Genomic DNA, 26,609 nt, shown 5'->3' with positions numbered 1-26,609 from the left:
CGGGCAGCCCGGCAAATACGCACCTAATGTTGGCTTGAGTCCCCTCGAACCTTCATGATTACCCCCGCGGTAAAAGGTTTTGAAATGCCTCTACCGATCCGGCCGATTGCTCGACCGTAAGACAACTTATGTCCTGTATTGGATTTACAAACAGCCCGTATGTTTGTCAATTATATGAAGGGCGCTGGGGCGTTAGTCTTGGCCTCTGTTGCTTAAATGCAACTCGCGACAGCAGGCCATGGCGGCACCCGGCAGGGATCGCAAGGATATCCCTGTTCACAAGAACGCCTGTCAGTCAGGGCCGTCACCGCATCCGGGGCCAGCGCGATATCGACAGTCGATGACGCCGTGGCGGCTCAATCTGGTCGTGATATGGCCATGGGGAATTCCGCGGCACAATGACCGTCGGCTTGAGCAAAGATCAGCAATAAAATTCAATAATTCGCTACACACAGAAATATTGAATTTTCCTAGATTCCGCCGACTCGCGCCATCGAAGAGGGAAAATCGCGAATGAATGAGAACCGGCTGATCTTCATAGCGACCCCCTGCTTCGGCGGCCTCGTTACCAAGGACTACATGCAATCCATTTTCTCGCTGATGCAGACGGGAGCGCAGGCAGGCATACAGCTGACGCTGGCTCTGCTCGGCAATGACGCCCTGATTACCCGCAGCCGAAACACGCTTGTCTCGTCCTTCCTGAACGATACGACGGCCACCCATATGCTCTTCATCGACGCGGACATCAGCTTCGAGCCTGATCAGGTCATGAGGCTTCTGGAAGCCGATAAGGATGTGGTCGCCGCCATGTATCCGATCAAGGATTACGATTGGGAGACGGCGGCCCGCATCAATTCAGCAGACGGCGAAACACTTGCGGCAGCCGCACTTCACTATGTCGGAACCCCACTTGTCGGCCAGGTTGCAGAGCGTGATGGCGATTTCGTCAGCGCCATCTATGCAGGCACCGGCATGCTTCTGATCAAGCGCAACGTCATAGAAAGAATGATCGCGGCCTATCCAGAGCTGCGCTACAACGCAATCCATGCCTATCCCAGCACCAAACGCTCGCCCAGCACCCAATACGCCCTGTTCGAATGCATGGTCGAGGAGGGAACGGGGATCTATCTCAGCGAGGACTTCGCCTTCTGTCACCGCTGGCGCGCCCTCGGCGGCAAGATCTGGCTCGATACCGCGAGCAAACTGTCTCATACCGGTCCCCATCGCTTCGTCGGCAATACGACACCACGTTACTAGGGCGCGGCAAGCCCGCGCGATGATCTGCGCGATAAAGTTGTAATTCGACGGCGCAGCAATGATCAATCTCCCGAAAAATGCGACCGTCGCTGCGGGGTTGACAGAGGACAAGAGTAAGGCATAGCCTTTTTGACATTCACCAGGGGGGTCCCGGCAAGGGGCTGAGATACTGCTGAACAATACGGCTTTGCCGATTGTGGGCGCAGTGACCCGTTGAACCTGATCCAGTTCATACTGGCGTAGGGACGGTGCAAGCGCTCGATGGCTTCGGATTCCCGCCTGGATTCCATGCCGGGCGTCTTTTCATCATTCCGGCTGATTGACTGGGTCTCCAACTGCAACTTGGAGCCTCACACCATGAATATTGCCGCAAAGAACCTCACTCCGACCGTCACCACCGGCCCGCTGCCGGCCTCTCGAAAAATCCATGTCACCGGGGATATCCATGCCGATATCCGCGTGCCGATGCGCGAAATCAGCGTCCATCCGACATCGGGCGAGCCGCCAGTTATCGTCTACGATTCGTCCGGCCCCTATACCGTCGAAGGCGCGGATATCCGCATCGAAGAGGGCCTGCCGCAGTTGCGCCGCGACTGGGTGCTCGCCCGCGGCGATGTCGAGGCCTATGAGGGCCGCCATGTGCGTCCCGAAGACAACGGCTTCGTCACAGGTGAACGGCTGACACCGGAATTTCCGGCCAAGCGCCAGCCGCTGCGCGCCAAGGATGGCAAGGCAGTCACCCAACTCGCCTATGCGCGCGCCGGCATCATCACGCCGGAAATGGAATTCATCGCCATCCGCGAGAACCTCGGCCGCAAGGCCAAGGCCGAAGCGCTGGTCCGTGACGGCGAAAGCTTCGGCGCGCATATTCCCGATCACGTCACGCCTGAATTCGTCCGCCGGGAAGTCGCAGCCGGCCGCGCGATCATTCCGGCCAACATCAATCACCCGGAAAGCGAGCCGATGATCATCGGCCGGAACTTCCTGGTAAAGATCAACGCCAATATCGGCAATTCCGCGGTCACCTCCTCGATGGCGGAGGAAGTTGAGAAGATGATCTGGGCCGCCCGTTGGGGTGCCGATACCGTCATGGATCTTTCGACCGGCCGCAACATCCACAACATTCGCGAATGGATCATCCGCAATTCGCCACTGCCGATCGGCACCGTGCCCCTCTATCAGGCGCTGGAAAAGGTCGGCGGCATTGCCGAGGAACTGACCTGGGAAATCTATCGCGATACGCTGATCGAGCAAGCCGAACAGGGCGTCGACTACTTCACCATCCATGCCGGTGTGCGGCTGCACTACATCCCGCTCACCGTCAACCGCGTCACCGGCATTGTCTCGCGCGGCGGCTCGATCATGGCCAAGTGGTGTCTGCATCACCACAGGGAGAGCTTCCTCTACGAGCATTTCGAGGAAATCTGCGACATATGCCGCGCCTATGACGTCTCCTTCTCGCTCGGAGACGGCCTGCGACCAGGCTCGATTGCCGATGCCAACGACGCCGCGCAATTTGCCGAACTCGAGACGCTTGGCGAGTTGACGAAGATCGCCTGGGCTAAAGACTGCCAGGTGATGATCGAAGGCCCCGGCCATGTTCCGATGCACAAGATCAAGGAGAACATGGACAAGCAGCTCGCCGTCTGCGGCGAGGCGCCCTTCTACACGCTTGGGCCGCTGACGACGGATATCGCCCCGGGCTACGATCACATCACTTCCGGGATCGGCGCTGCCATGATCGGCTGGTTCGGCACGGCGATGCTGTGTTACGTCACTCCGAAGGAGCATCTGGGTCTGCCCGATCGCAACGACGTCAAGACCGGCGTCATCACCTACAAGATCGCCGCTCATGCGGCCGACCTCGCCAAGGGGCATCCGGCCGCGCAGGTTCGCGACGACGCATTGTCACGCGCGAGGTTCGAGTTCCGCTGGGAGGATCAGTTCAACCTGTCGCTCGATCCGGATACCGCTCGCAGCTTCCATGACGAAACCTTGCCGAAGGAAGCCCACAAGGTTGCGCATTTCTGCTCGATGTGCGGGCCGAAATTCTGCTCCATGCGGATCTCGCATGACATCCGCGCCGAAGCACAGAAGGAAGGGCTCGAAGCCATGGCGGCGAAATATCGGGAGGGCGGCGATCTCTATATGCCGGTCGAAGCCCCTGCCCAGCCGGCCGAATGACATGCACATCCTCGTCAAAGGGGCCGGCGTTGCCGGCCTCACGGTCGCTCACGAGCTGATCCGGCGCGGAGCAGAGGTGACGATCTCAGATCCAAGCCGGGATTTTCAGCGCGCCGCCTCCTGGCTTGCCGGCGGCATGTTGGCGCCATGGTGCGAACGTGAAAGTGCCGATGAAGCTGTGCTGACACTCGGCCGCGATTCCGCCGATCGATGGGAAGCGATTCTGCCGGGCAAGGTCGTCCGCAACGGAACGCTCGTCGTCGCGCCGAACCGCGATCAAAACGAGCTGAAGCGATTCGCCAGCCGCACGACGGATTACCGCTGGCTGGACGAAGACGACATCGCCGCCCTTGAGCCTTCGCTTGCCGGCCGGTTCCGCCAGGGTCTGGTCTTTCCGCAGGAAGCACATCTCGATCCGCGCGAGATCCTGCAATCATTGAAGGACGATCTATCTGCAAAAGGCGTCACCTTTGTCGACGGGCCCCTGGATGACGATAGCTTCTCTGACATCGTCGACTGCACGGGGGCTGCCAGCATTGGCCGCATCCGCGATTTGCGCGGCGTGCGCGGCGAAATGCTCTATCTGCAAAGCGACGAGGTCTCGCTTTCGCGCGCCGTCCGCCTGCTGCATCCGCGTTTTCCCGTCTATATCGTGCCGCGCGGCAACGGCCTGTTCATGGTCGGCGCGACGATGATCGAGACCGATTTCAAAGGGCCGATCAGCGCCCGTTCGCTGATGGAGCTCCTGAATGCAGCCTATGCGCTGCACCCGGCCTTTGCGGAAGCCGCCGTAATCGAAACAGACGCCGGCATCCGACCTGCCTTTCCTGATAATCTTCCCCGCGTAACACGCGAGAGAGAGACCGTCTTCGTCAATGGCTTTTATCGTCACGGCTTCCTGCTGGCGCCGGCGATGGCCGAGAAAGCCGCCAATCTCGTCTTTTCCGGACACAACGAAAGGAGCCGCCAATGCGCCTGATCATCAATGGCGAAGCGCAGATTGTCGAAGCAACTACGCTTTCGCAGCTTCTCACGGCGCTCGAATATGAGGGCGAGTGGCTGGCAACCGCCGTCAACGGCGAGCTCGTCCATAGCGATGAGCGCGGCGACCACATCCTAACCGACGATGACAGGATTGAAATCCTGACACCAATGCAGGGAGGCTGACCATGCTTGAACTCTACGGAACCCAAATCACATCACGCCTTCTTCTCGGCACGGCACGCTACCCCTCCCCGTCTGTGCTGGCAGAAGCCGTCAAACGTTCGCAAACAGAGATCGTCACCGTGTCGCTGCGCAGGGAAACCGCAGGAGGGCGCAATGGCGGTGCATTCTTCGAGATGATTCGCGAACTCGGCGTTCGCGTCCTTCCCAATACCGCCGGCTGCCATGGCGTATCCGAGGCGGTCCTGACCGCGAAAATGGCGCGCGAAGTGTTTCGGACCAACTGGGTCAAGCTCGAGGTGATCGGCAACCACGATACATTGCAGCCCGATGTCTTCGCGCTGGTGGAAGCGGCAAGAATTCTCGCCGACGATGGTTTCGAGGTCTTTCCCTATACGACGGACGATCTCATCGTCGCCGAGCGGCTGCTGGAAACCGGATGCAAGGTGCTGATGCCCTGGTGCGCACCGATCGGGACGGCGGCAGGCCCGCTCAATCTCTCCGCTCTGCGCTCGATGCGGGCACATTTTCCCCAGGTGCCGCTGATCGTGGACGCCGGCATCGGCCGGCCTTCGCATGCGGCGACCGTCATGGAGCTAGGCTTCGATGCCGTGCTCCTGAACACGGCCGTTGCCGGCGCCGGCGACCCGACAGCGATGGCGGAAGCCTTCGCCAAGGCAATCGATGCCGGCAGACAGGCATTTGGCGCCGGCATGCTGGAGCCGCGCGACATGGCCGTGCCATCGACACCGGTCATCGGCAAGGCGGTGTTCTCATGAAGCTCGACCCATTCTACCTGATCGTCGACAGTGCGGCCTGGATCAGGCGCCTGGTGCCGCTCGGCGTCAAGCTGGTGCAATTGCGCGTCAAGGATCGCCCAACCTCCGACGTACGTGCTGAAATTCGCGAATCGAAGGCAATTTGCGCCGCGCATGGATGCCAATTGATCGTCAACGACCATTGGCAGCTGGCGATCGAGGAGGGTTGCGATTTCATCCATCTCGGCCAGGAAGATCTCGCTTCCGCCGATCTATCCGCCATAGGGGATGCCGGATTGAAGCTGGGGCTTTCGACACATGATGAGGCGGAGTTGGAGACGGCGCTTGCTGCCGAACCCGACTATATAGCCCTGGGGCCGATCTATCCGACCGTGCTCAAGATCATGCCCTGGGCGCCCCAGGGCCTTGAGCGGATCGGCGAATGGAAGGCTCGCATCGGCGATCGGCCGCTTGTCGCAATCGGCGGCCTGACGGTCGAGCGCCTTGCGGGCGTATTCGAGCACGGCGCCGATATCGCCGCGGTCGTGACAGATATCACCCGCAATCCTGACCCCGATTCGCGAACACTCGAATGGGTGAAGGCGACGCGGCGGCTGCCTCCAAATTGACAAGTTCGCGCCCCAGAGCCCCGTACGAGGGGTTACTTTCAGTCGCTGTTGGCCGATGAACGGGCCATTCATAGAATATTCAGCTGAACATATTCATGCTGAAGACGTTAATCAGATTGGCTCGCGTATTCGCTGAGCACAAAGGCTGCTTTGGAGGTAGTCATGATAAAGAAGACAATTCTTACGGTCTTGCTGGCCGCTACGGTCGTAGGCGGCGCATTGGCGCCCGTCAGCAGCGCACAGGCGCAGTATTACGATGGCCATCGCGGCGACTGGCGCGGCCATGATGATTGGCGTCGCCATCACCACCATGGCAATGGCGGCGCGATCGCCGGCGGTGTTGCTGCCGGTCTCCTCGGCGGACTGATCGTCGGCGGCGCCCTTGCCAATAGAGGCCCGGTTTACGAAGTCGCCCCACCGCCGCCGAGATGCTGGTACGAGGACCGCCGCGTCCAGAACGAGTATGACTATGGCTGGCATTACGAGCGCATTCGCGTTTGTAACTAAGCGATAGACGATGCATTTGCCTAAATGGATGCATCGTTTCAGGGACGATTTTGATTTGCCGGCGGCCAAGACCGCCGGCAAAACTATATGAGGCTGGCGAATTATAGGCCGTGCGTCCTCGGATAGGCATTGCGCTCCGGGAATATTCGCCCGACGAGGCTTTCAGGCTCGGGCCGCCAGATTTCGACCAGCAACGGATAACAGGGCACCGTATCGCTCGAATGCTCGCTGCCACAGTCGCCGCCGGGGCAGGCTGAAAGCGCGCCGAGAAGATCGATCTCCGCGAAGAACTCGATGAAATCGCCCGGCCGCACCGGGCTTGCCTTCATGAAATATTGGCGCGTGTCGCGCGTAAAGCCCGTGCACATGAAGACATTCAGCACGTCGTGAATGTGGAACTCCGCCTCCAGGACGGGGATATTCATTTCCTTGGCGAGCGCGCGCGACAGGTTCGAATGGCAGCAATGGTGATAGTCGTCGCCCTTCAGCAGCCGGTTCGTATAGGGATCGCAGCGCGTGCCGATGACGTCATGAACGCCTGCCCCGTCCGCGTCCCAGCCATACCAGCCAAGCGTATCATGAGTGATCGTCGCCATGGGGCGCAGATAGGGCAACGTGCTCCACAGCCGATCGCCGAGACCGACATGGGTGGCATGCAACGCCCGCGTCTTGCCGCTGAAGAAACGCTCGGAAAGATCGGCGGCATTCCACAGATTGAGATCGCCGACCTGCGCCCCCTCCACGCTGACGATCCGAAAGAAATGTCCCTTCGGCACGCGAAAACTGCCGCCTTCGCGCGGAGGCACAAGGATTTCGGCAATCTTGGTCATAGTTTGCCTTGCTGCCCGCAGTACATCCATGTCGGCCGGCGGCAGCGTCCCGTTCGGATAGACGACAACGGGGGGCTTGCCGCGCCGCTCCTCGGCATCGGCGGGTGCTGGCATATCGAAAATATTGTTCATGGCGGCTTTCATTCCTCACCGATCTGACAAGAAGACATTCATTTTGGCTGCACTGTAAGGATACCAGCTCCTTGTGCAACGGTGATCGCGCTTGCGCTTTGGCTAAGCCTTACTTAGCCTGATGGAATGCAACATGTCCCCCTTGCCTCCCTTCGCGCCTTCGAGGCTGCTATTCGCCATGAGAGTTTTGCCAAGGCGGCAGCCGAGCTAAATCTCACTGCCGCGGGCGTCAGCCAGCACGTGCGTACCCTGGAGGAATGGCTGGGTGTCAAGTTGTTTACGCGCCACGCCCGCGGCGTAACGGCGACCATGGCCGGTCGCGATTTCGGGGCAGCAGTGGCAAACGGCCTTGGACATATCGATATTGCCGCCCGACAACTACGGCTTGCCGGAAGCAACAGGCCGGTGAGCGTAGCCTGCATCGCTTCCGTCGCCACCCGGTGGCTGATACCCCGGTTGCCGGCATTCAAGAAGGAATACCCCGAAATCCAGATCAATATTGTCTATGCGCTCGATGCGAGGACGCCGGAGGAGGCAAGCGTCGATCTTCTGATCCGTCACGGACCAAGACCTTCAACGCATGCCATCTCGCTATTGACGGCCGAAACGCGGCCGACCTGTTCGAGAGAATATGAGCGCCGTCACGGACCGATCGGGACGCCAGCCGATCTCCTTAATCTCGACCTCCTGCACGATGAAACGACGGCCGCATGGACACGCTGGTTCGCCCTCGAAGGTATCCACCAGCCTTCAAGGGCCGGCCCGATCTTTGCCGATTTCGGCTTGATGATCGGGTCCGTTATCGGCGGGCAAGGTGTAGGTCTCTGCCCCTCGGCCTTAATTGCAGAAGAATTGGACAATGGAACGCTGGTTGCCCTATCCAATACGGCTCTGGACACCGATAAATCCTATTGGTTGATCGAAGCCAACCGTCTTTCCGACGAAGCTGAAACGTTTCGCAACTGGCTGGTTGCTGCCGATGCCGCAATCGCTTAGGCGTCAATCTGGACGACTCGAACTGCCCCTCGCCAAGATCATGGCGGCGACGGCTATACCCAATTCTCCACCCGAACGCCGGGCATGCGGGCGAACTCCTTCATGTTGTTCGTCACCACGATCAGTCCCTCGCTGCGGGCATGGGCTCCGATCTGCATGTCATGCGGACCACATGGGGTCCCTGCGCGTTCCAGCTCAGCTCGCACTTGTCCGTAGTGCGCAGCCGCCTTGTCGCCAAACGACAGAACCTCCAGACGCGCCACGAAATGTTCAATGGCAGTCAAGTTTTCCACGCGCCGAGCCGACTTCTCTGCACCGTAGTACAACTCACCAAGCGTTATACTCGATATGCAAAGCTGTTCCGCCAGCGCGTTGAACTTGTCCCGCACGGCGGGAGGATAAGTCTTCATTACATAAATACAAATATTCGTATCGAGCATATAGGTCAGCATCAGAAGGACTCGCGTTCTTCCGCCACTGGCTGTTCACGCTCGTCCAGAAAGTCGTCACTGACACGGGGGCCATGGAGGAAGAGATCATCCCATCGTTTGCCTTGGGGCACAATCACGCGGCTGCGGCCGATCTTCAGGATATCGACCTGATGTACGTCCTCGGGGAATGCTACAGCCTTGGGCAGACGCACAGCCTGGCTTCTGTTGCTGATGAATACAGTCGAACTCGTCATGTCCGGCTCCTGATTTTGGGATATGCAATTGGGATATACTTAGCTCTGTAGGCATAAAAAATCAAGACATCGCTCCAACAGGCGCCTATGCAGTTTAAGCCACGAGCGCTGGTTGGCTGGAGATATCTGAGCCAACTCGCCAACGTTCTCAAAGGCTTTCAGGGGTTACGGTCAGAAAGCGCACCGGTTCGAGATCAACGTCGGTATCGATCAGGCCGAGCCGCTTCAGCGTCAGATCGATGGCACGCCGGGCCTGAACTTCCGGAGCTTGGTCGAGAACGATCGTCATCAGATCCTCCATGAGATAGGCGCGCGTCGCATCGGACAATTCATGCCCGACCCAAAAGACCGGCTGCTGACGATATCGGCGCAGAACCGTCGCGATCGCAGCATTGTCGCCGCCCGCGCTATAAAGGCCGGCAATGTCGGGATATCTGGCAAAGGCACTCGTCAGCAGCTCGACCGTCTTCATTTCATCATCCTCATCGAACATGACTTCGAGGAAGCGATGCGATGGGTTCGCATGATCAAGCAGATAGTTGGAAAAGCCGCGGATGCGTGCCTTGTGATTCTCGTAAGCGCCGCTGTGGCAGAGCGCGATGAAAGTGCCTGAGATGCCAGCCTGCATGCGCGCCATATAGAAGGCAGCGGTGCGGCCGGCCGCCTCATTGTCGATGCCGACGTAAGGCAGCTCCAATGCCGGCCGCGTCATGATCTGCACGACAGGAATGCCGCCGCTGGCAGCCTTACGGATGCTACCGACCACATCGGGATGATCGGGTGCAACGACGATCAAGGCGGAACGCCGCGCCTGCGGATTGGCGATATGGCGCGAAAAATCGGCAGGATCGTCTTCCTTGGCGAAAGTCCGTTGGATCAAAATATCCTTATCGAGCAAGGCGGCGATGCGCTCGAAAGCGCGATTAAGCCTTGAGTAGAAATAGGTCTCAGGCCGGAGCAGCACGACTTCGATGCGCACCAGACCATGCCTGATCCCGGCATGTGGCGTGCGGTAGCCGAGCCGCTTTGCGGCGATGAATATCTTTTCCGCCGTCTCAGGCAACACATTGCCGCGGCCGTTGAGCGCACGCTCGACAGTGGCTGCTCCCACACCCGCGGCCGCCGCCACATCCTTCAATGTAATCTTGACCACGCTTTCCTCATTTTCCAGCCCGATGATCAGATTTGATCATGGATTCGCGGCAGATGAAAGAGGAGGAATATCAGCCGAAGCGAGCGACGAGAAAATCGATGACGCTGCGCAGCATGGCCGTCGGACGCCGGTCCGGCGCATAGACAAGGTGCATGGGTGTCGGCTGGTACGACCAGAGGGGCAGGACGGGCTCAAGCCGGCCTGCATCGAGATCGGCCGCCAGAAGCAGTTCCGGCTGCAGCACAATGCCGGCTCCATGCAGAGCGGCAACGCGCAGAGCACCGCCCTGATTGGTGGTAAACCTGCCGTTGATGGCGATCTCGCGCGTTTCCCCGTCCGGACCGACGAGATGCCAACGCCCCTGAAGACGCCAGTAGGAATGGCCGAGGCACATATGATTGGCAAGCTCCTCGGGGCTTTGCGGCCTGCCGCAGCGATCCAGATAATCAGGCGACGCCGCAAGAATGCGCCGATAAGGTTTCAACGGACGCGCCACGAGATTGGTATCCGTTAGATCGCCGATATGGATGCCGAGTTCGTAGCCTTCGCCGATCAGATCATGCGGACTATTATCGAGCGCCAGATCGACGCTGACCTCGAGATTCTCATGCAGATAGTCGACAAGCGCCGGCACAAGACTTTGCGTTCCGAAACTGACGGGCGCGACGAGCCGCAGGCGCCCGCGCGGCGCCGATTGCAATTCGGAGGCCGATTGCTCGGCAAGCTCCACCTCCGCCAGCACCGTCTTGCAGCGCTCGAAATAAAGCTTGCCGACTTCGGTGAGCTGATGGCGACGCGTGGTGCGGTGAAGCAGGCGTGCACCAAGCCGCTGTTCGATCGTCCTGATATGCTTGGCAACCATGGCCGGCGACACGCGGCTTATGTCGGCAGCGGCGGCGAAACTGCCCTGCTCGACCACTCTGACGAACATCGTCATTCCCGCCAACTTGTCCATAATTGCATACCTATAGGTTCGGAATGAAGCAAATAGGAGCGTATTTATCGCCAGATGGTTTTGCAAGATAGTCCATAGGCGTCGAACATCCGGCGACAATTACTCAAGGAGTCACCATGCCCATCCTACGCTTGGAAATGCATCCCGGCCGCACACAAGACCAGAAGCGTGCTTTCGTTCGAGAAGCGACCAAAGCCGCCGTCGAAACGCTCGTCTGCCCGCCGGAATCGGTGGAAATCATCATCACCGAGATTTCGAAGGAGTCCTGGGCGGTGGCAGGAAAGCTGAAATCGGATAGCTGAAACGACCCGATTTCGTGATCGCGGCCTGGCGGTTTTTATTCGACCGTCAGGCCTCGTTTAGCGCCAGGCTCTGCCGCCCCAGGCTTCGGCCCACTCCATCAGGCGCGCCATTTCCTGCTTGAGAGCATGCGAACGGATAATATCGGCGGCGTGGCTCAGATTGCTGCGCGGATTGTAGAATGCCTCGATCTCTTCGCCGCTTTCCCGCCTTGCCGTCTCCAGGCGGAGCTTTATTTCCTCGACTTCGGCCTTCACCGCAAAGTACCGCTTCATGACCTCGACAAGGTCTCGGTCGCCTGCACTGGTCTCCATGCGTACTCCATCCTACTTATTTTAGCGCCTTGCAATGATCCGATTCGAATGGCGAAATCTAGGTCATTGTTTAGCCGGCAAGATGAGTTGGAGAATGGCAGCCTCATCAGAAGTGCAACGAAGTGCATGAAATAGAGCGCGGATTCACGACCAGTTTTCCTTGACCGACTGCATCACGACATTGGTCGAAGTGCTTGCGACGAAAGGCAGGCTGGAAATCTTTTCGCCGAGAACGATGCGGTAGCGGCGAATATCGGAAGTCCGGACCTTCAGGAGATAATCGAAGCGGCCGGCGATCATGTGGCACTCTTCGATTTCCTTGATTTTCTTGATGGCATTGTTGAAGCTGAGCAAGGCCTCCTCACGGGTATCCGTGAGTTTCACTTCGGCAAAGGCGACGTGATCGAGGCCAAGCTTGATCGGATTGAGGATGGCCTTGAAGCCGTCGATATAGCCGGAATCAATCAGTTTCTTGAGGCGTGCCTGGCAGGGAGTCTTGGAAAGGCCGACTCGCTCGGAAAGCTCCGTGATCGACATGCGGCCGTCCTCCACCAAGGCATCGAGGATCTTTTGGTCGAACTGGTCAATTTCACTGGATTTGGTCATTTTCGCAGGCATTCATATTTGAAATGGCGTCTATTGAAGTTCAATATGACTGGAAAGCCGCAGTTTCAAGGCGGAATGCTTTCTTGGAATGAAGTATGTTCTGCCCGAAGCAACGGGAGGGCTACGGGTGGCGATATCGCTGGCATCAACCACAGCCATCCAGGCCCTTGCATCTTGAGGTTATCATGACTGTCTCTGCCAAGCTCGCAACTGAAGAACCAGCTCCAGACGCTGCCCCATTTTCGCATTTCGCTCCGCCCATCCGCGCCCAGAGTCCGCTTCGCCAGGCAATTACCGCCGCCTACAGACGCCCCGAAACGGAATGCCTGCCCTTTCTCGTGGAAGCGGCAACCTTGCCGGGCGCCACGCGCGAAGCGGCAAAGAAGACAGCCAAAAAACTGATCGAAGCGCTGCGTGCCAAGCACAGGGGCGACGGCGTCGAGGGGCTGGTGCAGGAATATTCCCTTTCCAGCCAGGAAGGCGTCGCACTGATGTGCCTTGCCGAGGCGCTGCTGCGCATTCCTGACACCGCAACCCGTGATGCGCTGATCCGCGACAAGATTGCCGGCGGCGACTGGAAGTCGCATATCGGCGGTGGCCGCTCGATGTTCGTCAATGCCGCGACCTGGGGCCTCGTTGTGACAGGCAAATTAACCTCCACCGTCAACGAAGGCGGCCTTTCTGCCGCGCTGACGAAGCTGATCGCCCGCGCCGGCGAGCCCGTCATTCGCCGTGGCGTCGACATGGCCATGCGCATGATGGGCGAACAATTCGTCACCGGCGAGACCATTGATGAGGCATTGAAGCGAGCACGCGCGCTCGAAGCAAAGGGCTTCCGCTATTCCTATGACATGCTCGGCGAAGCCGCGACCACTCATGCCGATGCCGAGCGCTACTATCGCGACTATGAAAACGCTATCCATGCGATCGGCAAGGCCTCGGCTGGCCGCGGCATCTATGAAGGCCCCGGCATCTCCATCAAGCTTTCGGCGCTGCACCCGCGCTATTCGCGCTCGCAGGCCGACAGGGTGATGGGCGAGCTTCTGCCGAAGGTGAAGGCGTTGGCGCTGCTCTCCAAGGGCTACAATATCGGCCTGAACATCGACGCAGAGGAAGCCGACCGGCTGGAGCTGTCGCTCGATCTTCTGGAAGAGCTATGCCTCGATCCGGATCTGTCCGGCTGGGATGGCATTGGCTTCGTCGTTCAGGCCTATGGTAAACGTTGCCCCTTCGTCCTTGATTTCATCATCGATCTTGCCCGCCGCTCGGGACACCGCCTGATGGTCCGCCTCGTCAAGGGCGCCTATTGGGACGCGGAGATCAAGCGCGCGCAACTCGACGGCCTGGAAGGTTTCCCGGTCTATACCCGCAAGATCTATACAGACGTCTCCTATATCGCCTGCGCCAAGAAGCTCCTGGCCGCGACCGACGTGGTGTTCCCGCAGTTTGCGACCCACAACGCCCAGAGCCTGGCAACAATCTACCATCTGGCTGGGAACGACTTCGCGGTCGGCAAATACGAATTCCAGTGCCTGCATGGCATGGGCGAGCCGCTTTATGAAGAGGTTGTTGGCGCCGAAAATCTCAATCGTCCCTGCCGGATCTACGCGCCAGTCGGCACGCATGAAACGCTGCTCGCCTATCTTGTCCGCCGCCTGCTCGAAAACGGCGCCAACTCCTCTTTCGTCAACAAGATCGCCGACCCGGCCGTCTCCGTTTCCGAGCTGATTGCCGATCCCGTCGAGATCGTGCGCGCTATGACCGTGGTCGGCGCGCAGCACGACAAGATCGCTCTCCCGGCGGATCTGTTCGGCGGCGCGCGGCGGAATTCTGCCGGCGTCGATCTCTCCAATGAAACCGCGCTCACCGATCTCTCCGCGCAGCTGCAAGCCTCGGCGGCCAGAGACTGGATCGCCAAGCCGCTTCTCGCCGATGGCTCCGAACGCGGCGTGGCCCGTGCAGTTCTCAATCCTGCCGACCATGCGGACCTCGTTGGCCATGTCCTCGAGCTCGAGCCGGAAGATGCCCCCGACGTCATGCGGCTTGCCGCCACAGCAGCCGAGCGTTGGGCAGCCGTGCACCCTGACGAGCGCGCCGCGATCCTTGAGCGCGCCGCCGATCTCATGCAGAGCGAGATGCCTGTTCTCGTCGGCCTCACCATCCGCGAAGCCGGCAAATCGGCCGCAAACGCAGTCGGCGAAATCAGGGAAGCGATCGATTTCCTCCGCTATTACGCCGCTCAGGCCCGCCAGGTGCTGAAGCCGGAGAGCGTGCCCCTCGGCCCCGTCGTCTGCATCAGCCCATGGAACTTCCCGCTGGCGATCTTCACCGGCCAGATCGCCGCCGCGCTGGTCGCAGGCAATCCGGTTGTCGCTAAGCCCGCAGGCAATACACCGCTGATCGCAGCCCAAGGCGTTCGCATCCTGCATGAAGCGGGCATTCCGCGCGATGTCCTGCAATTTGTCCCGGGTGGCGGACAAATGGGTGCCGCCCTCATCGACGCCTCGGAAACCGCCGGTGTCATGTTCACCGGTTCCACGGAAGTTGCCCGCCTGATCCAGGCGCAGCTGGCCGAACGGCTTTCCAAATTCGGCAAGCCGATCCCGCTGATCGCCGAAACCGGCGGACAGAACGGCATGATCGTCGATTCCTCGGCCCTTGCCGAACAGGTCGTCGGCGATGTCATCGCCTCGGCCTTCGACAGCGCCGGCCAGCGTTGCTCGGCCCTGCGCGTCCTCTGCCTGCAGGAGGAAGTCGCTGATCGTACGCTGACCATGCTGCGCGGCGCTCTTCGCGAACTCTCGGTCGGCAAGACCGATCGGCTCGCGGTCGATATCGGCCCTGTCATCGACGACAACGCCAAGCGCGGCATCGACGAGCATATCGAACGCATGCGCAAGCTCGACTGCAATGTCGAACAGCTCGACCTGCCCGAAAGCGCCGCCAAGGGCACCTTCGTCGCTCCGACGATCATCGAGCTGAAGAAACTCAGCGATCTGAAGCGCGAGGTGTTCGGCCCGGTCCTTCACATCATGCGCTATCAGCGCAAGGGGCTGGACAAGTTGATTGCCGATATCAATGCGTCCGGCTATGGCCTGACCTTCGGCCTACACACCCGACTTGACGATACGATCACCCATGTCACCGAGCGTGTTCGGGCCGGCAACCTCTATATCAACCGCAACATCATCGGCGCAGTCGTCGGCGTCCAGCCCTTTGGCGGCCGCGGTCTTTCCGGCACAGGCCCGAAGGCCGGCGGCCCGATGTATCTGCGCCGTCTGGTCGCCTCCTCGACGGAACCGTTGCGCGATGCCTCCGTGCAGGTCGATCCGGCTGCACAGCAGTTTATCGCCTGGCTCGAAAGCAGGGGTGCTGTGGATGTGGCCAAACAGGCCCGTGCCGTCGCCGCCCAATCATCGCTCGGCTTTAATACCGAATTGCAAGGCCCGGTCGGTGAGCTGAACCTCTATGCCCTGCATCCGCGCGGCCGGATCCTCCTCGCTCCGCAGACGGCACTTGGCCTGCATGTCCAAATCGCCGCCGGCCTTGCAACAGGCAATTCGATCGTCATCGATGCAGCATCGGGCTTGCAGGGTGAGCTTCATGGCTTGCCGGTACAGATCGCAAACCGCATCTCCTGGACAAAGGACTGGGCAGCGGATGGGCCGTTTGCGGGCGCTCTCATCGAAGGTGATGCCGAGCGGGTTCAGCAGGCGATCAAGACGATCGCGGCTATCCCCGGCCCGCTGATTCTCACACAGGCTGCGTCGAGCGAGGAAATTGCTGAGAACGCCGATGCCTATTGCCTCAACTGGCTGCTTGAAGAGGTGACGACATCGATCAACACGGCGGCTGCCGGCGGCAATGCCAGCCTGATGACGATCGGCTAACACCACCAACGATCTGAAATTGACGCGGTGGCCGGACCGGAAGGTTTCGGCTGCCATTTTTATCGGAAAACCCGGGCCATCCTCGCCCTTCGAGGCTTCGCACCTCAGGGTGAGGATGGAGTGCGCATCTTCACATAACACCGGTTCCCGCGGTAGCAAGCCAACTCTGTGTGCGGTCTTGCGCAGAAGGTTAGACCTCATGGTGAGGTGCGCAGGCTCCTGAGCTTGTCGAAGGGCCGGAGCCTCGAACCACGAGGGCGGGTGATGAAAGACCGCGCCCTGCATTTCGCCGCCTCATTCTCTTCAATGGTCAATGGAGAAATTTTTGAGAAAAGCTTTTCTCTAGTTGACTCTTGCACTGAGAAAAGCTTTTCTCATAAAAACTGACTGGGAGAAGACATCTGGAAAATCAGCGTGCGAAAAGCGGACGCGCAACGATCCATGACGTTGCGGCGGCTGCGGGCGTGAGCATTTCAACGGCATCCAAGGCCTTGAACAATACCGGCCGCATGGGCGACGAGACCCGCGAGAGGGTCAAGCGTGCCGCCGCCGACATCGGCTTCCGTCCGAATGCCTTGGCCAAGGGGTTGCTCAGCAATCGCACGTTCACAATCGGTCTTCTGACCAACGATACATACGGTCGCTTCACGCTGCCGGTCATGGCCGGCATCACAGAGGCACTCGTCGATCACGGCGTCTCGGTCTTCCTTTGCACGATCGAGGACGATCCGGCACTTGGAAAGGTTCATGTGGACGCGATGTTGGACAAGCATGTGGATGGTATCATCGCCTCGGGGAAGCGGATCGACCGCCGCCTGCCGGTGGATCTGTCCAATCTGCCGGTCCCGGTGATCTATGCATTCACCGAGGGTGCGCCGGGAAGCGTCACCTTCTGCGCAGATGACTATCAGGGGGCCGCCCTTGCCGTCGAATGGCTACAGGGGCTTGGCCGACGCCGGATTGCCCATGTGACCGGTCCTGAAAGCTTCGTTTCAGTGCGTGAGCGCGCCAAGGCCTATCGCGACCGCGCCGGAGACGGGCTGCCGGTCATGTACGGTACATGGTCCGAGGCTTGGGGACACGATGCTGTCGCACAGCTTTGGAGCGTGACCGGAGCAAAGCCGGACGCGATCTTCTGCGGCAACGACCAGATCGCCCGCGCCGTCGTCGATGCGCTGCGCGAGCGCGGCGTGCGGGTGCCCGAGGATGTCTCGGTGGTCGGTTTCGACAATTGGGAGATTGTCGCTGCCCAGACACGGCCACCGCTGACGACGGTCGACATGAATCTCAAGGCGCTTGGCCGCGAGGCCGGGCTGACGGTACTCGCGCTTGCGGAAGGGCGCAGCGTCGAACCTGGCATCAGAACTTTGCCGTGCGAGCTTATCGTCCGGCAATCATGCGGGGGAAGCCCCGATCGTTGATAGAGGAAAAAGGGGCTGACGGGAGTAGCCCATGGGAGGAGAACATGATGAAGCGATTTCTGGCCGCAACCGGCCTTATATCCTTGTGCCTTGCATCCGCCGCATCCGCCGAAAACATCTCCATGTGGGTTCGAAGCGGCATCGGCGATTCCTTCAAGAAGGTCGTCGAGGCCTATAATGCCGGCCATGAGGACAAGGTCACGCTGACCGAAGTGCCTTTTGCCGAACTCGTGCAAAAATATGCGACGGCCATTGCCGGCGGTCAGGCACCGGACGCCCTGTCGATGGACCTCATCTATACACCGGCTTTTGCCGCCGCCGGCCAGCTTGAAGACCTGACGGACTGGGCAAAGAGCCTGCCCTATTTCAATTCGCTGTCGCCCTCACACGTGAAGCTCGGCACCTATGACGGTCACATCTATGGCTTGCCTCTCTCCGTCGAGACCTCGGTCTTTGCTTGGAACAAAGATCTCTACAAAAAGGCGGGCCTCGACCCTGAAAAGGCGCCGACCACATGGGAGGAGATTACGAGCAACGCCGAAAAGATCCGCGCACTCGGCGGCGATACCTATGGGTTCTATTTCTCCGGCGGCGGTTGCGGCGGCTGCATGATCTTCACCTTCACGCCGCTCGTCTGGGGTGCGGGCGCCGACATTCTCTCGGAAGACGGCAAGAAGGCGACGCTCGACACACCGCAGATGCGCAAGGCGGTCGACATCTACCGCAATTTGGTGAAGAAGGATCTGGTGCCGGCGGGAGCCGCAAGCGACACCGGCGCCAACTTCCTCAGCATCAGCAACGGCAAGATCGGCCAGCAGAGCATCGGCGCCTTCTCGATCGGCACGCTGATCACGCAATATCCCGATATCCATTTCGGCGTGACGCTGATCCCGGGCGCCGATGGCAAGCCGTCTTCCTTTGCCGGCGGCGACAATTTCGTCATCTCCAAGGGCACGAAGAAGCTCGATGCGGTGAAGAAGTTCCTCGAATATACCTATTCGCTCGACGGGCAGAAGATCATGGCGAAGTACGGCAGCCTGCCGACGCGCGGCGATATCGCCGACCAGGTGCTTCAGGGCCTCGATCCGCGCATGCAGGTCGGGCTGAAGGCGATCGCCGTCGCCAAGACGCCCTATACGCTGCAGTTCAACGACCTGATCAACAGCGCCAACGGTCCCTGGGCAGGTTTCACCAACGCAGCCATCTTCGGAAGCGACGTCGATGGCGCGTTCTCCAATGCCCAGTCGGAGATGCAGTCGATCATCGACAACGCCCAACAATAGTAAACTCACCCGCGCCGGGGAGCTTTGGGCTCCCCGGTTCCTCCATCGCAATATCGGGAGCATTCCATGGCTGGCCCTGGAGCTATCGCAATCGCATGTCCGCGAAAGCGGCGACGACGTGCCAGTTGGCACGGGTTTGTCTATATCGCGCCGGCCATGGCGCTCGTGATCGTCTTTTTCGTGCTACCCGTGGTCTTTACCTTCTGGATGAGCTTCCACAACTGGCCATTGCTCGGCAATCCCCGCTGGATCGGCTTCGGTAATTATATTCGCATGGTCTCCGACATGCGCTTTATGGCAGCGCTGCGCTTCACCGCCTATTACACCATCATCGTGACCATTGCGATTTTCGCCGTGGCCTTCCCGCTCGCCTTCTTTGTTGAAAAGCACAAGCCACTCGTCGGCTTTTACCGAACCATCATCTTCCTTCCCGTTGTCGTCGGGCTTGCAACGGCGTCGCTGCTCTGGGTCTGGCTTGCCAATGTCGACGCCGGCTTTTTCGCGCCCGCCGCACTGGCACTCGGTCTTGTCGACAAGCGGCCGAACCTGCTTGCCGATTTCGACATGGCCTTTGCAACGATCATCGTCATGGTGGTCTGGAAGATCGCTGGCTTCACGATGATCATTCTGCTGACCGGCCTGCAGGCAATCCCTTCCGAATTGACCGAGGCCGCCCGCATCGATGGCGCCAAGCGCTGGCAGCGCTTCCGGCATCTGACCCTGCCGCTGATGCGCCGCACGATCGCGCTTGCACTGATCATCTCCATCACGGGTTCGGTGCTTGCCTTCGACCAGTTTTACATCATGACATCAGGCGGCCCGCAGAATCGCATGATTTCGGTCGTCTACTACATCTTCAACCAGTCCTTCGTGTCCTTCAATCTCGGCTATGGCGCGGCGCTCTCGATCGCGCTTCTCGTCATCCTGGTACTGATCAGCATCGTGCAACTCTGGCTGCTGCGCGTCGGGGAGGATAAGCCATGACCACCGCAAAGGAACGCCGCGCAAGGCGCAAGCTCTTGGATGGCATCGGCTATCACGGGATCGGCGTCATCATCGTCATCTTCTTCTTCGCGCCTTTCGCCATCGCACTGCTGTCGTCGTTCCGGCATGGAACCGAGGCGAGCCTGCCGCCGCTGCCGCCATGGCCAACAACCGGCTTCAGTTTCGACGCCTATCGCTCGCTCGACGGCTTTGGCGCCGGGGTCATCCAACATACGCTGAACTCGCTCTTCGTCTCGGTCGCCACCGTGCTCTTGACCGTCATCGTCAGCCTGCTCGCCGGCTATGGCTTCTCGCGCTATCATTTCCCCTTCAAGGGCGCGCTCTTTATCCTGATCATCGCGACGCTGATGATCCCCTTCCAGTCGATCCTGACGCCGCTCTTCATTATCCTGGCAAGGCTCGGTCTTAACAATTCGCTGATCGGGCTGACGCTCGTCTATGTGACGCTGCAGCTTCCCTTTTCGGTCTTCATGATGCGCAACGCCTTCGACGCCGTGCCGAAGGAAATCGAGGAAGCGGCGCGCATCGATGGCGCGCGCGATCTGAAACTGCTCTTTCGCGTCCTCTTCCCATTGGTGCTGCCGGGTGTCGCGACCGTCGCGATCTTCGCCTTCCTCAATGCCTGGAACGAGTTTCTGGCCGCATTGGTGCTCCTGTCGAGCAACGAGAAATTCACCCTGCCGGTGCTGATGATCGCCGTCAGGACCGGCCGCCTTGGCGCCGTCAACTGGGGCGCGGTCCAGGCCGGCATCGCCGTCATGACCATCCCCTGCGTCATCGTCTTTCTGCTTCTGCAACGCTACTACATGCGCGGGCTGATGGCCGGCGCGGTGAAATAACCTTTTAAGCAAGGATCAAAGCCATGTCTGACAAGCAAAACCGCCAGTTTCGCCCCCTGCCCGTTCCGAATGTCGAGCTCGCTGGCCTTTTCGGCGCCCGCCAGGATGCCATCTGCAACTCCACCGCGGCAACCCTGCTCGACCGCTGCGTCGAAGCTGGCATGATCCAGGCGATCGACGTCAGCCAGCCAAGCCCCGGCATCGTCATCCCCTTGCAGACATGGTCGGGCTCGACGCAGATGTTCTGGGACAGTGATCTCGGCAAGTCGATCGAAACCATCGCCTATTCCCTCTATCGCCGTCCCAATGCCGAATTGGAGGCGCGTGCGGACGCCATCATCGACATGTATGAGAAGCTGCAGCAGGAAGACGGCTATCTGAACGCCTGGTTCCAGCGCGTTCAGCCCGGCCGGCGCTGGACCAACCTGCGCGATCATCACGAACTTTATTGCGCAGGCCATCTGATCGAGGCGGCCGTCGCCTATTACCAAGCAACGAGCAAGCGCAAGCTGCTCGATATCATGAGCCGTTTTGCCGATTACATGATTACCGTCTTCGGCCATGGCGAAGGTCAGCTGCGCGGCTATTGCGGCCACGAAGAGGTGGAACTCGCCCTCGTCAAGCTCGGCCGTGTCACCGGCGAGAAGAAATATCTCGATCTCGCCAAATACTTCATCGACGAGCGCGGCCAGGAACCGCATTTCTTCACCGAGGAAGCGCTTCGCGACGGCCGCGACCCCAAGAATTTCGTGCAGAAGACCTATGAGTACAGCCAGTCGCACGAGCCGGTGCGCGATCAGACCAAGGTGGTGGGGCATGCGGTGCGCGCCATGTACCTCTATTCCGGCATGGCCGATATCGCCACGGAATATAACGACGATACGCTGACCTCGGCCCTTGAAACGCTCTGGAACGACCTGACGACCAAGCAGATGTATGTGACCGGCGGCATCGGACCGGCAGCCTCGAACGAGGGCTTTACCGACTATTACGACCTGCCGAATGAAAGCGCCTATGCCGAGACCTGCGCCTCCGTCGGTCTGGTCTTCTGGGCCAACCGCATGCTCGGCCGCGGCCCGAACCGCCGCTATGCCGACATCATGGAAGTGGCGCTCTATAACGGCGCGATGGCAGGCCTGTCACAGGACGGCAAAACCTTCTTCTACGAAAACCCTCTGGAAAGCGCCGGCAAGCATCATCGCTGGACCTGGCATCATTGCCCCTGCTGCCCGCCGAATATCGCGCGTCTGCTCGCCTCCGTCGGCTCCTATATGTATGCCGCCGCCGACAACGAGATCGCCGTTCATCTCTACGGCGAGAGCAAAGCCCGCGTCCCTCTCGCCGGTGGTCTGACCGTGCAGCTTTCCCAAGAGACGCGCTATCCGTGGGACGGCGCGATTCGCTTCGAGGTCAATCCGGATCGCTCGGCTAGATTTGCCATTTCATTGCGCATTCCCGAATGGGCCGAGGGCGCGACGCTCGCTATCAATGGCGCACCGGTCGATCCCGCAACGGTCACCGTTGATGGCTATGCTCGCATCGAGCGCGAGTGGCAGGCGGGCGACAGCGTCGACCTGACCCTTCCGCTGATCCCGCGCACGCTGTTTGCCAATCCGAAAGTCCGCCAGGATGCCGGACGCGCGGCCCTGATGCGCGGCCCGCTCGTCTATTGCGTCGAAACCACCGACAATGGTCATGACCTCAACGGCATTTCGCTTTCCAGCGACCCGGCCTCCGCCAAGACGACGGAAATTGCCGCACTGGAGGGTGCGGTGGCGCTCGATGTTTCGGTCACGCGCGATGAGGCGGACTGGGGTTCCGACCTCTACCGGACGACACCCCCGAAAAGGGCTGCCTCCACCGCGCGTTTCGTGCCCTATCATCTCTGGGACAATCGCGATCCCGGCGAGATGCTGGTCTGGATCCGCGCCGACCAGCTGCAGCGCGGAGCCTGACATGACGAAGAACGGCATGCGCCTGACCGGCGTCCGCAAGAGTTTCGGCGGTCTCGCGGTCATCCACGGCATCGATCTCGACATACCGGAAGGCGCTTTCGTCGTCTTCGTCGGCCCCTCCGGCTGTGGCAAGTCCACGCTGCTGCGCATGATTGCCGGGCTGGAGGAGGTGACCGACGGTGAGATCGCTATCAAGGGCCGAGATGTCACCGATCTCGACCCATCCGAGCGTGGCATCGCCATGGTCTTCCAGTCCTATGCGCTCTATCCACATATGAGCGTTCGCGACAATCTCGGTTTCGGACTTAAAATGGCCCGGACCGAGGCATCCGAAATCGAAAGACGCGTGCGCTCCGCCGCCGCGATCCTCAAGATCGACCATCTCCTGGACCGCCGGCCGGGACAGCTTTCCGGCGGCCAACGCCAGCGTGTCGCCATCGGCCGTGCCATCGTTCGCGAGCCCGATGTCTTTCTCTTCGACGAACCGCTTTCCAACCTCGACGCGGAATTACGCGTCTCCATGCGCATCGAAATTGCCCGGCTGCATCGCGAACTCGGCAATACGATGATCTATGTCACCCATGACCAGACCGAGGCCATGACGCTTGCCGACAGGATCGTCGTGCTGAGAGACGGCCGGATCGAGCAGGTGGGCAGCCCGCGAGAGGTCTATGAAGATCCGGCCAACAGTTTCGTGGCCGGCTTCATCGGCTCGCCAAGGATGAATATGATCGAAGTGACGTGGTCCGGCGACGGGACGGCGAAGCTGGGAAACTGCAGCATCAAGGTCGACCTTTCACAAACCAAGCCATCGGCGGGAGAAAAGATCCTGCTTGGCATGCGCCCCGAACATTTCGTCGTCGCGTCAAATGCCGACGATGCCATGCGGGTCACGGTCGACGTCACCGAATATCTGGGCGGCACCCGCTATCTCTACTGCCAGACAGAGGACGGCCAGGCGATCATCGCCGAATATCGCGACGGGCCGGAAATCGAGCGCGGCGACACGCTCCATCTGCATTGCCCACCCGAACGTCGGCGCTATTTCGACAAGCAGGGAGGACAGCTGCGTTAAGCGTTGTGATTGAGTTGACGCTCTTCACGAATAACGGCTTCAAGGTCGATATCGTCATCGTCCGTCATAGCCATTCGAGCATAGAAAGACGAAGCGGGTTCGCGACCGGCTTCACTAATCATAGGCTTCCAGGGCTCGTTCGACGATATCGACAATCGTCCGGTTCTCACGTCGAGCAAGCCGATGTGCGAGATCACGTGCCTTAGCACTACGAACCGACAATTTTGGTTCAGCCATGTTTATCTCTCATCGGGAACCAATATAGCGATACGACATCCAGCCATGAAGATGGCTGGATGTCTGCGTATCAAGGCGCCTTGCTGACCCGTACCGGAATGGACTTATACGAAGGAGTGCCACTTTCCTTGTCCTGGTAGTCGATCGGGATCAGGCAATTTGCCTCGGGATAGTAGGCTGCGACGGAGCCCTCGGAAATATCGTAGGAAATCGCCGTCAGCTTCAAGAGCCGCTTGCCGCCTGAGGGAAGTGCCGTCTCGATCTCGACGAGATCGCCGTGCTCCAGCCCCTTTGCCTTCAAATCCTTATCGTTCATGAACAGCACGTCGCGGCGGCCGAAGACGCCGCGATAGCGGTCATCGAGGCCATAGATGGTCGTGTTGTACTGATCATGGCTGCGGATGGTGGCGAGCTTGAGGATAGTCCCATCTGAAAGCGAAATATCCTCGTTGAGGCCGGAAAACAGCTTGAACTCCGCCTTGCCGGAAGGCGTCTTCCAGACGCGCTCCGTCGGTCCGATCGGTAGGCGAAAGCCGCCCGGCACGCGGATGCGCTCATTGTAATCGGCAAAATCCGGATAGACGATTTCGATCTTGTCGCGGATCAGATCGTAGTCGGTGATGAGCTCCATCCAGGCGACCTTGCTGGTCGGCAGGGTGGCCTGCGCCATAGCGGCAACGATGGCCGGCTCCGAACGCAGCTGGTCGGAGGCCGGTTTCAGCCTGCCGCGCGACGCATGCACCATCGACATCGAATCCTCGATCGTCACCGATTGCGCGCCGGTCGCCTGAACGTCCTGCTCGGTGCGGCCGAGCACGGGGAACAAGAAGGATTCCTTGCCAATAAGCAGATTGGAGCGATTGAGCTTGGTGTTCATATGAACCGCAAGATCGAGCTTACGCATTGCCTGCGCGCAAAGTTCCGGATCGGGAAGCGCGATCGAGAAATTGCCACCGAGGCATAGCAGCACCTTGGAGCGTCCCTCCGCCATCGCCTGCATGGCGGCAACGGCATCGTGACCATGATGAGCCGGCGAGGTGAAACCGAAGGCACGTTCGATGCCTTCGATCAGCGCAGGAGTGGGTTTTTCGGTAATCCCGACGGTGCGATTGCCTTGCACGTTGGAATGACCGCGCAGCGGGCAGATGCCGGCGCCGGGCCTGCCGAAATTGCCGCGCAGCAGTAAGAGATTGGCGATCTGCTGGACATTCGCCGTCCCCTTGGCATGCTGCGTGATACCCATGCCATAGGCAATGATCGTTGCCTTCGACTTGGCATAGATCTCTGCTACCCGTTCCAGATCGGCGCGGGCAAGGCCCGAAACCCGTTCGATATCAGCCCACTCCGTCTGGTTGATATCGGCAACAAGGGCGTCGAAGCCTGTGGTGTGCTCGGCGATGAAGGCGTGATCGAGAACGTCAGGGGAGGTCTCGGCCAGCGCCAGGACCGCCTTCATGATGCCCTTCAGCGCCGCCGCATCGCCGCCGATCTTAACCTGATAATAGGAGGAGGCGATCCGGGTCGAGCTGAAGGTTCCCATCTCGATCGGATCCTGCGGATCGGCAAAACGCTCGAGCGCCCGCTCCTTCAAGGGGTTGAAGACGATGATCGGCACGCCGCGACGCGAGCATTCGTGCAGCGTGCCCATCATGCGCGGATGATTGGTGCCAGGATTGTGCCCCATGGAAATGATCAGATCGCATTCGTCGAAGTCGTCGAGCGAGACGGTGCCCTTGCCGATGCCGATCGATTGCGGCAGGCCGACGCTGGTTGCCTCATGGCACATGTTCGAGCAATCGGGGAAATTGTTGGTGCCGTATTCGCGGGCAAAGATCTGGAAGAGGAAGGCCGCCTCGTTGGAGGCTCGGCCGGACGTATAGAACTCGACCATATCCGGATCGGGCTGGCTGCGCATGACCTCGCCGATGCGGGCAAAGGCATCTTCCCAGGCAATAGGCCGGTAGGTATCGGATGCGTGGTCGTAGACCATCGGATGGGTCAGCCGGCCAGCATTTTCCAGCTCGTAGTCGCTCCAGGTCAGAAGTTCGCTTACCGTGTGCTCGGCAAAGAATTCCGGCGTCACGCGCTTGTTCGTCGCCTCCCAGGTGACGGCCTTGGCGCCGTTTTCACAGAATTGGAACGTGGAGGTATGCTCCTTGTCTGGCCAGGCGCAACCCGGACAATCGAAGCCCGTGGGCTTATTGGTGCGCAGTAGCAGGCCGGGCGCTTCCGTAACGTCCATCTGCAAGCGCACCGCATTGGCGGTCGCCTTCAGGGCTCCCCAGCCGCCGGCCGGGCTATTGTAGGGACGAATACCGGGGACTTCACGCTTCTGCGCCATCATACGCTCCTTTGGCTACCCAAGCGGCTTTCCTCCCAAATGCCGATTTCTAACGAATAAGCGGGCGGCAGGAGAGAGTAAAGCGCTACCAAT

At 59.9% G+C, this 26,609-nt stretch carries 24 protein-coding genes, 1 pseudogene and 1 riboswitch; of the genes and pseudogenes, 16 read left to right on the top strand and 9 right to left on the bottom strand.

From position 1 onward, the window contains the following. The first annotated feature begins 513 nt into the window (after window positions 1–513). The 7 genes from PH558_RS08035 to PH558_RS08005 all read left to right on the top strand — a co-directional run bounded on the left by PH558_RS08035 (window position 514) and on the right by PH558_RS08005 (window position 6,499). Window positions 514–1,257: a hypothetical protein gene (locus tag PH558_RS08035; protein ID WP_095436806.1), complete on the top strand. Its 744-nt coding sequence runs from the start codon at window positions 514–516 to the stop codon at window positions 1,255–1,257. Window positions 1,258–1,388: 131 nt separating this feature from the next. Further along, window positions 1,389–1,521: riboswitch (TPP riboswitch) on the top strand. 93 nt (window positions 1,522–1,614) lie between these two features. After that, the gene (gene thiC / locus PH558_RS08030; protein ID WP_285203257.1) at window positions 1,615–3,441 is read left to right on the top strand and encodes a phosphomethylpyrimidine synthase ThiC; all 1,827 of its coding nucleotides are present in this window, start codon (window positions 1,615–1,617) and stop codon (window positions 3,439–3,441) included. A 1-nt stretch (window position 3,442) separates the two neighbouring features. Continuing rightward, window positions 3,443–4,420: a glycine oxidase ThiO gene (gene thiO, locus PH558_RS08025; protein WP_285203256.1), complete on the top strand. Its 978-nt coding sequence runs from the start codon at window positions 3,443–3,445 to the stop codon at window positions 4,418–4,420. Next, window positions 4,411–4,608 (top strand): sulfur carrier protein ThiS, encoded by a 198-nt coding sequence (gene thiS / locus PH558_RS08020; RefSeq protein WP_095436808.1) that lies wholly within the window; start codon window positions 4,411–4,413, stop codon window positions 4,606–4,608. The genes thiO and thiS overlap by 10 nt, the downstream gene beginning before the upstream one ends. A 2-nt stretch (window positions 4,609–4,610) precedes the next feature. After that, entirely contained in the window at window positions 4,611–5,384 is a 774-nt protein-coding gene (locus PH558_RS08015) for a thiazole synthase (RefSeq protein ID WP_285203252.1), read from the top strand. Beyond that, entirely contained in the window at window positions 5,381–5,992 is a 612-nt protein-coding gene (locus PH558_RS08010; RefSeq protein ID WP_285203251.1) for a thiamine phosphate synthase, read from the top strand. Before PH558_RS08015 ends, PH558_RS08010 begins: the two co-directional genes overlap by 4 nt. 162 nt (window positions 5,993–6,154) lie before the next feature. Beyond that, entirely contained in the window at window positions 6,155–6,499 is a 345-nt protein-coding gene (locus PH558_RS08005) for a hypothetical protein (RefSeq protein ID WP_095436811.1), read from the top strand. A gap of 101 nt (window positions 6,500–6,600) precedes the next feature. On the opposite strand, the gene PH558_RS08000 is transcribed toward PH558_RS08005, so the two are convergent. Then, complete coding sequence (locus PH558_RS08000; RefSeq protein ID WP_285203249.1) at window positions 6,601–7,461, bottom strand: urea carboxylase-associated family protein; 861 nt, start codon at window positions 7,459–7,461, stop codon at window positions 6,601–6,603. 126 nt (window positions 7,462–7,587) lie between these two features. On the opposite strand from PH558_RS08000, the gene PH558_RS07995 reads away from it, so the two are divergent. Further along, complete coding sequence (locus PH558_RS07995) at window positions 7,588–8,457, top strand: LysR substrate-binding domain-containing protein (protein WP_285203247.1); 870 nt, start codon at window positions 7,588–7,590, stop codon at window positions 8,455–8,457. A gap of 53 nt (window positions 8,458–8,510) precedes the next feature. On the opposite strand, the gene vapC is transcribed toward PH558_RS07995, so the two are convergent. From vapC to PH558_RS07975, 4 genes are all read right to left on the bottom strand, one after another. Continuing rightward, window positions 8,511–8,909 carry a type II toxin-antitoxin system tRNA(fMet)-specific endonuclease VapC gene (gene vapC / locus PH558_RS07990; RefSeq protein ID WP_095436814.1) on the bottom strand — a complete coding sequence of 133 codons (399 nt, stop codon included), beginning with the start codon at window positions 8,907–8,909 and terminating at the stop codon, window positions 8,511–8,513. Next, window positions 8,909–9,142, bottom strand: a complete 234-nt coding sequence (gene vapB, locus PH558_RS07985; protein WP_095436815.1) for a type II toxin-antitoxin system VapB family antitoxin — start codon at window positions 9,140–9,142, stop codon at window positions 8,909–8,911. The genes vapC and vapB overlap by 1 nt, the downstream gene beginning before the upstream one ends. A 148-nt stretch (window positions 9,143–9,290) precedes the next feature. Then, window positions 9,291–10,295, bottom strand: a complete 1,005-nt coding sequence (locus PH558_RS07980; protein WP_285203246.1) for a LacI family DNA-binding transcriptional regulator — start codon at window positions 10,293–10,295, stop codon at window positions 9,291–9,293. Between the two features lie 70 nt (window positions 10,296–10,365). After that, window positions 10,366–11,250, bottom strand: a complete 885-nt coding sequence (locus PH558_RS07975) for a LysR family transcriptional regulator (protein ID WP_285203245.1) — start codon at window positions 11,248–11,250, stop codon at window positions 10,366–10,368. 116 nt (window positions 11,251–11,366) lie between these two features. On the opposite strand from PH558_RS07975, the gene PH558_RS07970 reads away from it, so the two are divergent. Then, a complete protein-coding gene (locus PH558_RS07970) occupies window positions 11,367–11,552 on the top strand; it encodes a 4-oxalocrotonate tautomerase (protein WP_095436818.1) in 186 nt (61 codons plus the stop codon). A gap of 57 nt (window positions 11,553–11,609) precedes the next feature. Here the strand turns inward: PH558_RS07970 and PH558_RS07965 are convergent, their stop codons facing one another. Further along, complete coding sequence (locus tag PH558_RS07965) at window positions 11,610–11,864, bottom strand: hypothetical protein (RefSeq protein WP_285203244.1); 255 nt, start codon at window positions 11,862–11,864, stop codon at window positions 11,610–11,612. Window positions 11,865–12,008: 144 nt separating this feature from the next. Beyond that, entirely contained in the window at window positions 12,009–12,470 is a 462-nt protein-coding gene (locus PH558_RS07960) for an Lrp/AsnC family transcriptional regulator (RefSeq protein ID WP_015342703.1), read from the bottom strand. Between the two features lie 185 nt (window positions 12,471–12,655). Here PH558_RS07960 and putA point away from each other — a divergent pair, with 185 nt between their 5' ends. From putA to PH558_RS07925, 7 genes are all read left to right on the top strand, one after another. Next, a complete protein-coding gene (putA, locus tag PH558_RS07955) occupies window positions 12,656–16,360 on the top strand; it encodes a trifunctional transcriptional regulator/proline dehydrogenase/L-glutamate gamma-semialdehyde dehydrogenase (protein ID WP_285203242.1) in 3,705 nt (1,234 codons plus the stop codon). Between the two features lie 464 nt (window positions 16,361–16,824). Continuing rightward, window positions 16,825–17,781: a LacI family DNA-binding transcriptional regulator gene (locus PH558_RS07950; RefSeq protein ID WP_350223800.1), complete on the top strand. Its 957-nt coding sequence runs from the start codon at window positions 16,825–16,827 to the stop codon at window positions 17,779–17,781. Window positions 17,782–17,825: 44 nt separating this feature from the next. Next, window positions 17,826–19,064: an ABC transporter substrate-binding protein gene (locus PH558_RS07945; RefSeq protein WP_285203239.1), complete on the top strand. Its 1,239-nt coding sequence runs from the start codon at window positions 17,826–17,828 to the stop codon at window positions 19,062–19,064. Window positions 19,065–19,130: 66 nt separating this feature from the next. After that, entirely contained in the window at window positions 19,131–20,048 is a 918-nt protein-coding gene (locus tag PH558_RS07940; protein ID WP_285203238.1) for a carbohydrate ABC transporter permease, read from the top strand. Continuing rightward, on the top strand, window positions 20,045–20,908 hold the full coding sequence (locus tag PH558_RS07935; RefSeq protein WP_113231050.1) for a carbohydrate ABC transporter permease: 864 nt from the start codon (window positions 20,045–20,047) through the stop codon (window positions 20,906–20,908). The genes PH558_RS07940 and PH558_RS07935 overlap by 4 nt, the downstream gene beginning before the upstream one ends. Window positions 20,909–20,931: 23 nt before the next feature. Further along, window positions 20,932–22,863 (top strand): glycoside hydrolase family 127 protein, encoded by a 1,932-nt coding sequence (locus PH558_RS07930; RefSeq protein WP_285203235.1) that lies wholly within the window; start codon window positions 20,932–20,934, stop codon window positions 22,861–22,863. A gap of 1 nt (window position 22,864) precedes the next feature. Further along, window positions 22,865–23,938, top strand: a complete 1,074-nt coding sequence (locus PH558_RS07925) for an ABC transporter ATP-binding protein (RefSeq protein ID WP_285203234.1) — start codon at window positions 22,865–22,867, stop codon at window positions 23,936–23,938. Here the strand turns inward: PH558_RS07925 and PH558_RS07920 are convergent. After that, window positions 23,935–24,175 (bottom strand): annotated as a pseudogene (locus PH558_RS07920) (plasmid stabilization protein). The gene PH558_RS07925 and the pseudogene PH558_RS07920 sit on opposite strands and share 4 nt — an antisense overlap. Window positions 24,176–24,245: 70 nt before the next feature. Beyond that, complete coding sequence (locus PH558_RS07915) at window positions 24,246–26,516, bottom strand: FdhF/YdeP family oxidoreductase (RefSeq protein ID WP_285203233.1); 2,271 nt, start codon at window positions 26,514–26,516, stop codon at window positions 24,246–24,248. Window positions 26,517–26,609 lie beyond the last annotated feature (93 nt).

Source organism: Rhizobium pantanalense (assembly GCF_030182525.1).
GTDB lineage: Bacteria > Pseudomonadota > Alphaproteobacteria > Rhizobiales > Rhizobiaceae > Rhizobium.
This window is presented reverse-complemented; position numbering and strand designations above follow the sequence as displayed.

Coding starts and splice junctions, on each gene's coding strand:
- PH558_RS07995 (WP_285203247.1), top strand. CDS start 7,588: ATGCAACATGTCCCCCTTGCCTCCCTTCGCGCCTTCGAGGCTGCTATT.
- vapC (WP_095436814.1), bottom strand. CDS start 8,909: ATGCTGACCTATATGCTCGATACGAATATTTGTATTTATGTAATGAAG.
- PH558_RS07960 (WP_015342703.1), bottom strand. CDS start 12,470: ATGACCAAATCCAGTGAAATTGACCAGTTCGACCAAAAGATCCTCGAT.
- thiC (WP_285203257.1), top strand. CDS start 1,615: ATGAATATTGCCGCAAAGAACCTCACTCCGACCGTCACCACCGGCCCG.
- PH558_RS07915 (WP_285203233.1), bottom strand. CDS start 26,516: ATGGCGCAGAAGCGTGAAGTCCCCGGTATTCGTCCCTACAATAGCCCG.
- PH558_RS08010 (WP_285203251.1), top strand. CDS start 5,381: ATGAAGCTCGACCCATTCTACCTGATCGTCGACAGTGCGGCCTGGATC.
- PH558_RS08005 (WP_095436811.1), top strand. CDS start 6,155: ATGATAAAGAAGACAATTCTTACGGTCTTGCTGGCCGCTACGGTCGTA.
- vapB (WP_095436815.1), bottom strand. CDS start 9,142: ATGACGAGTTCGACTGTATTCATCAGCAACAGAAGCCAGGCTGTGCGT.
- thiS (WP_095436808.1), top strand. CDS start 4,411: ATGCGCCTGATCATCAATGGCGAAGCGCAGATTGTCGAAGCAACTACG.
- PH558_RS07965 (WP_285203244.1), bottom strand. CDS start 11,864: ATGGAGACCAGTGCAGGCGACCGAGACCTTGTCGAGGTCATGAAGCGG.
- PH558_RS07940 (WP_285203238.1), top strand. CDS start 19,131: ATGGCTGGCCCTGGAGCTATCGCAATCGCATGTCCGCGAAAGCGGCGA.
- putA (WP_285203242.1), top strand. CDS start 12,656: ATGACTGTCTCTGCCAAGCTCGCAACTGAAGAACCAGCTCCAGACGCT.
- PH558_RS07970 (WP_095436818.1), top strand. CDS start 11,367: ATGCCCATCCTACGCTTGGAAATGCATCCCGGCCGCACACAAGACCAG.
- PH558_RS07945 (WP_285203239.1), top strand. CDS start 17,826: ATGATGAAGCGATTTCTGGCCGCAACCGGCCTTATATCCTTGTGCCTT.
- thiO (WP_285203256.1), top strand. CDS start 3,443: ATGCACATCCTCGTCAAAGGGGCCGGCGTTGCCGGCCTCACGGTCGCT.
- PH558_RS07975 (WP_285203245.1), bottom strand. CDS start 11,250: ATGGACAAGTTGGCGGGAATGACGATGTTCGTCAGAGTGGTCGAGCAG.
- PH558_RS08015 (WP_285203252.1), top strand. CDS start 4,611: ATGCTTGAACTCTACGGAACCCAAATCACATCACGCCTTCTTCTCGGC.
- PH558_RS08000 (WP_285203249.1), bottom strand. CDS start 7,461: ATGAACAATATTTTCGATATGCCAGCACCCGCCGATGCCGAGGAGCGG.
- PH558_RS07930 (WP_285203235.1), top strand. CDS start 20,932: ATGTCTGACAAGCAAAACCGCCAGTTTCGCCCCCTGCCCGTTCCGAAT.
- PH558_RS07925 (WP_285203234.1), top strand. CDS start 22,865: ATGACGAAGAACGGCATGCGCCTGACCGGCGTCCGCAAGAGTTTCGGC.
- PH558_RS08035 (WP_095436806.1), top strand. CDS start 514: ATGAATGAGAACCGGCTGATCTTCATAGCGACCCCCTGCTTCGGCGGC.
- PH558_RS07935 (WP_113231050.1), top strand. CDS start 20,045: ATGACCACCGCAAAGGAACGCCGCGCAAGGCGCAAGCTCTTGGATGGC.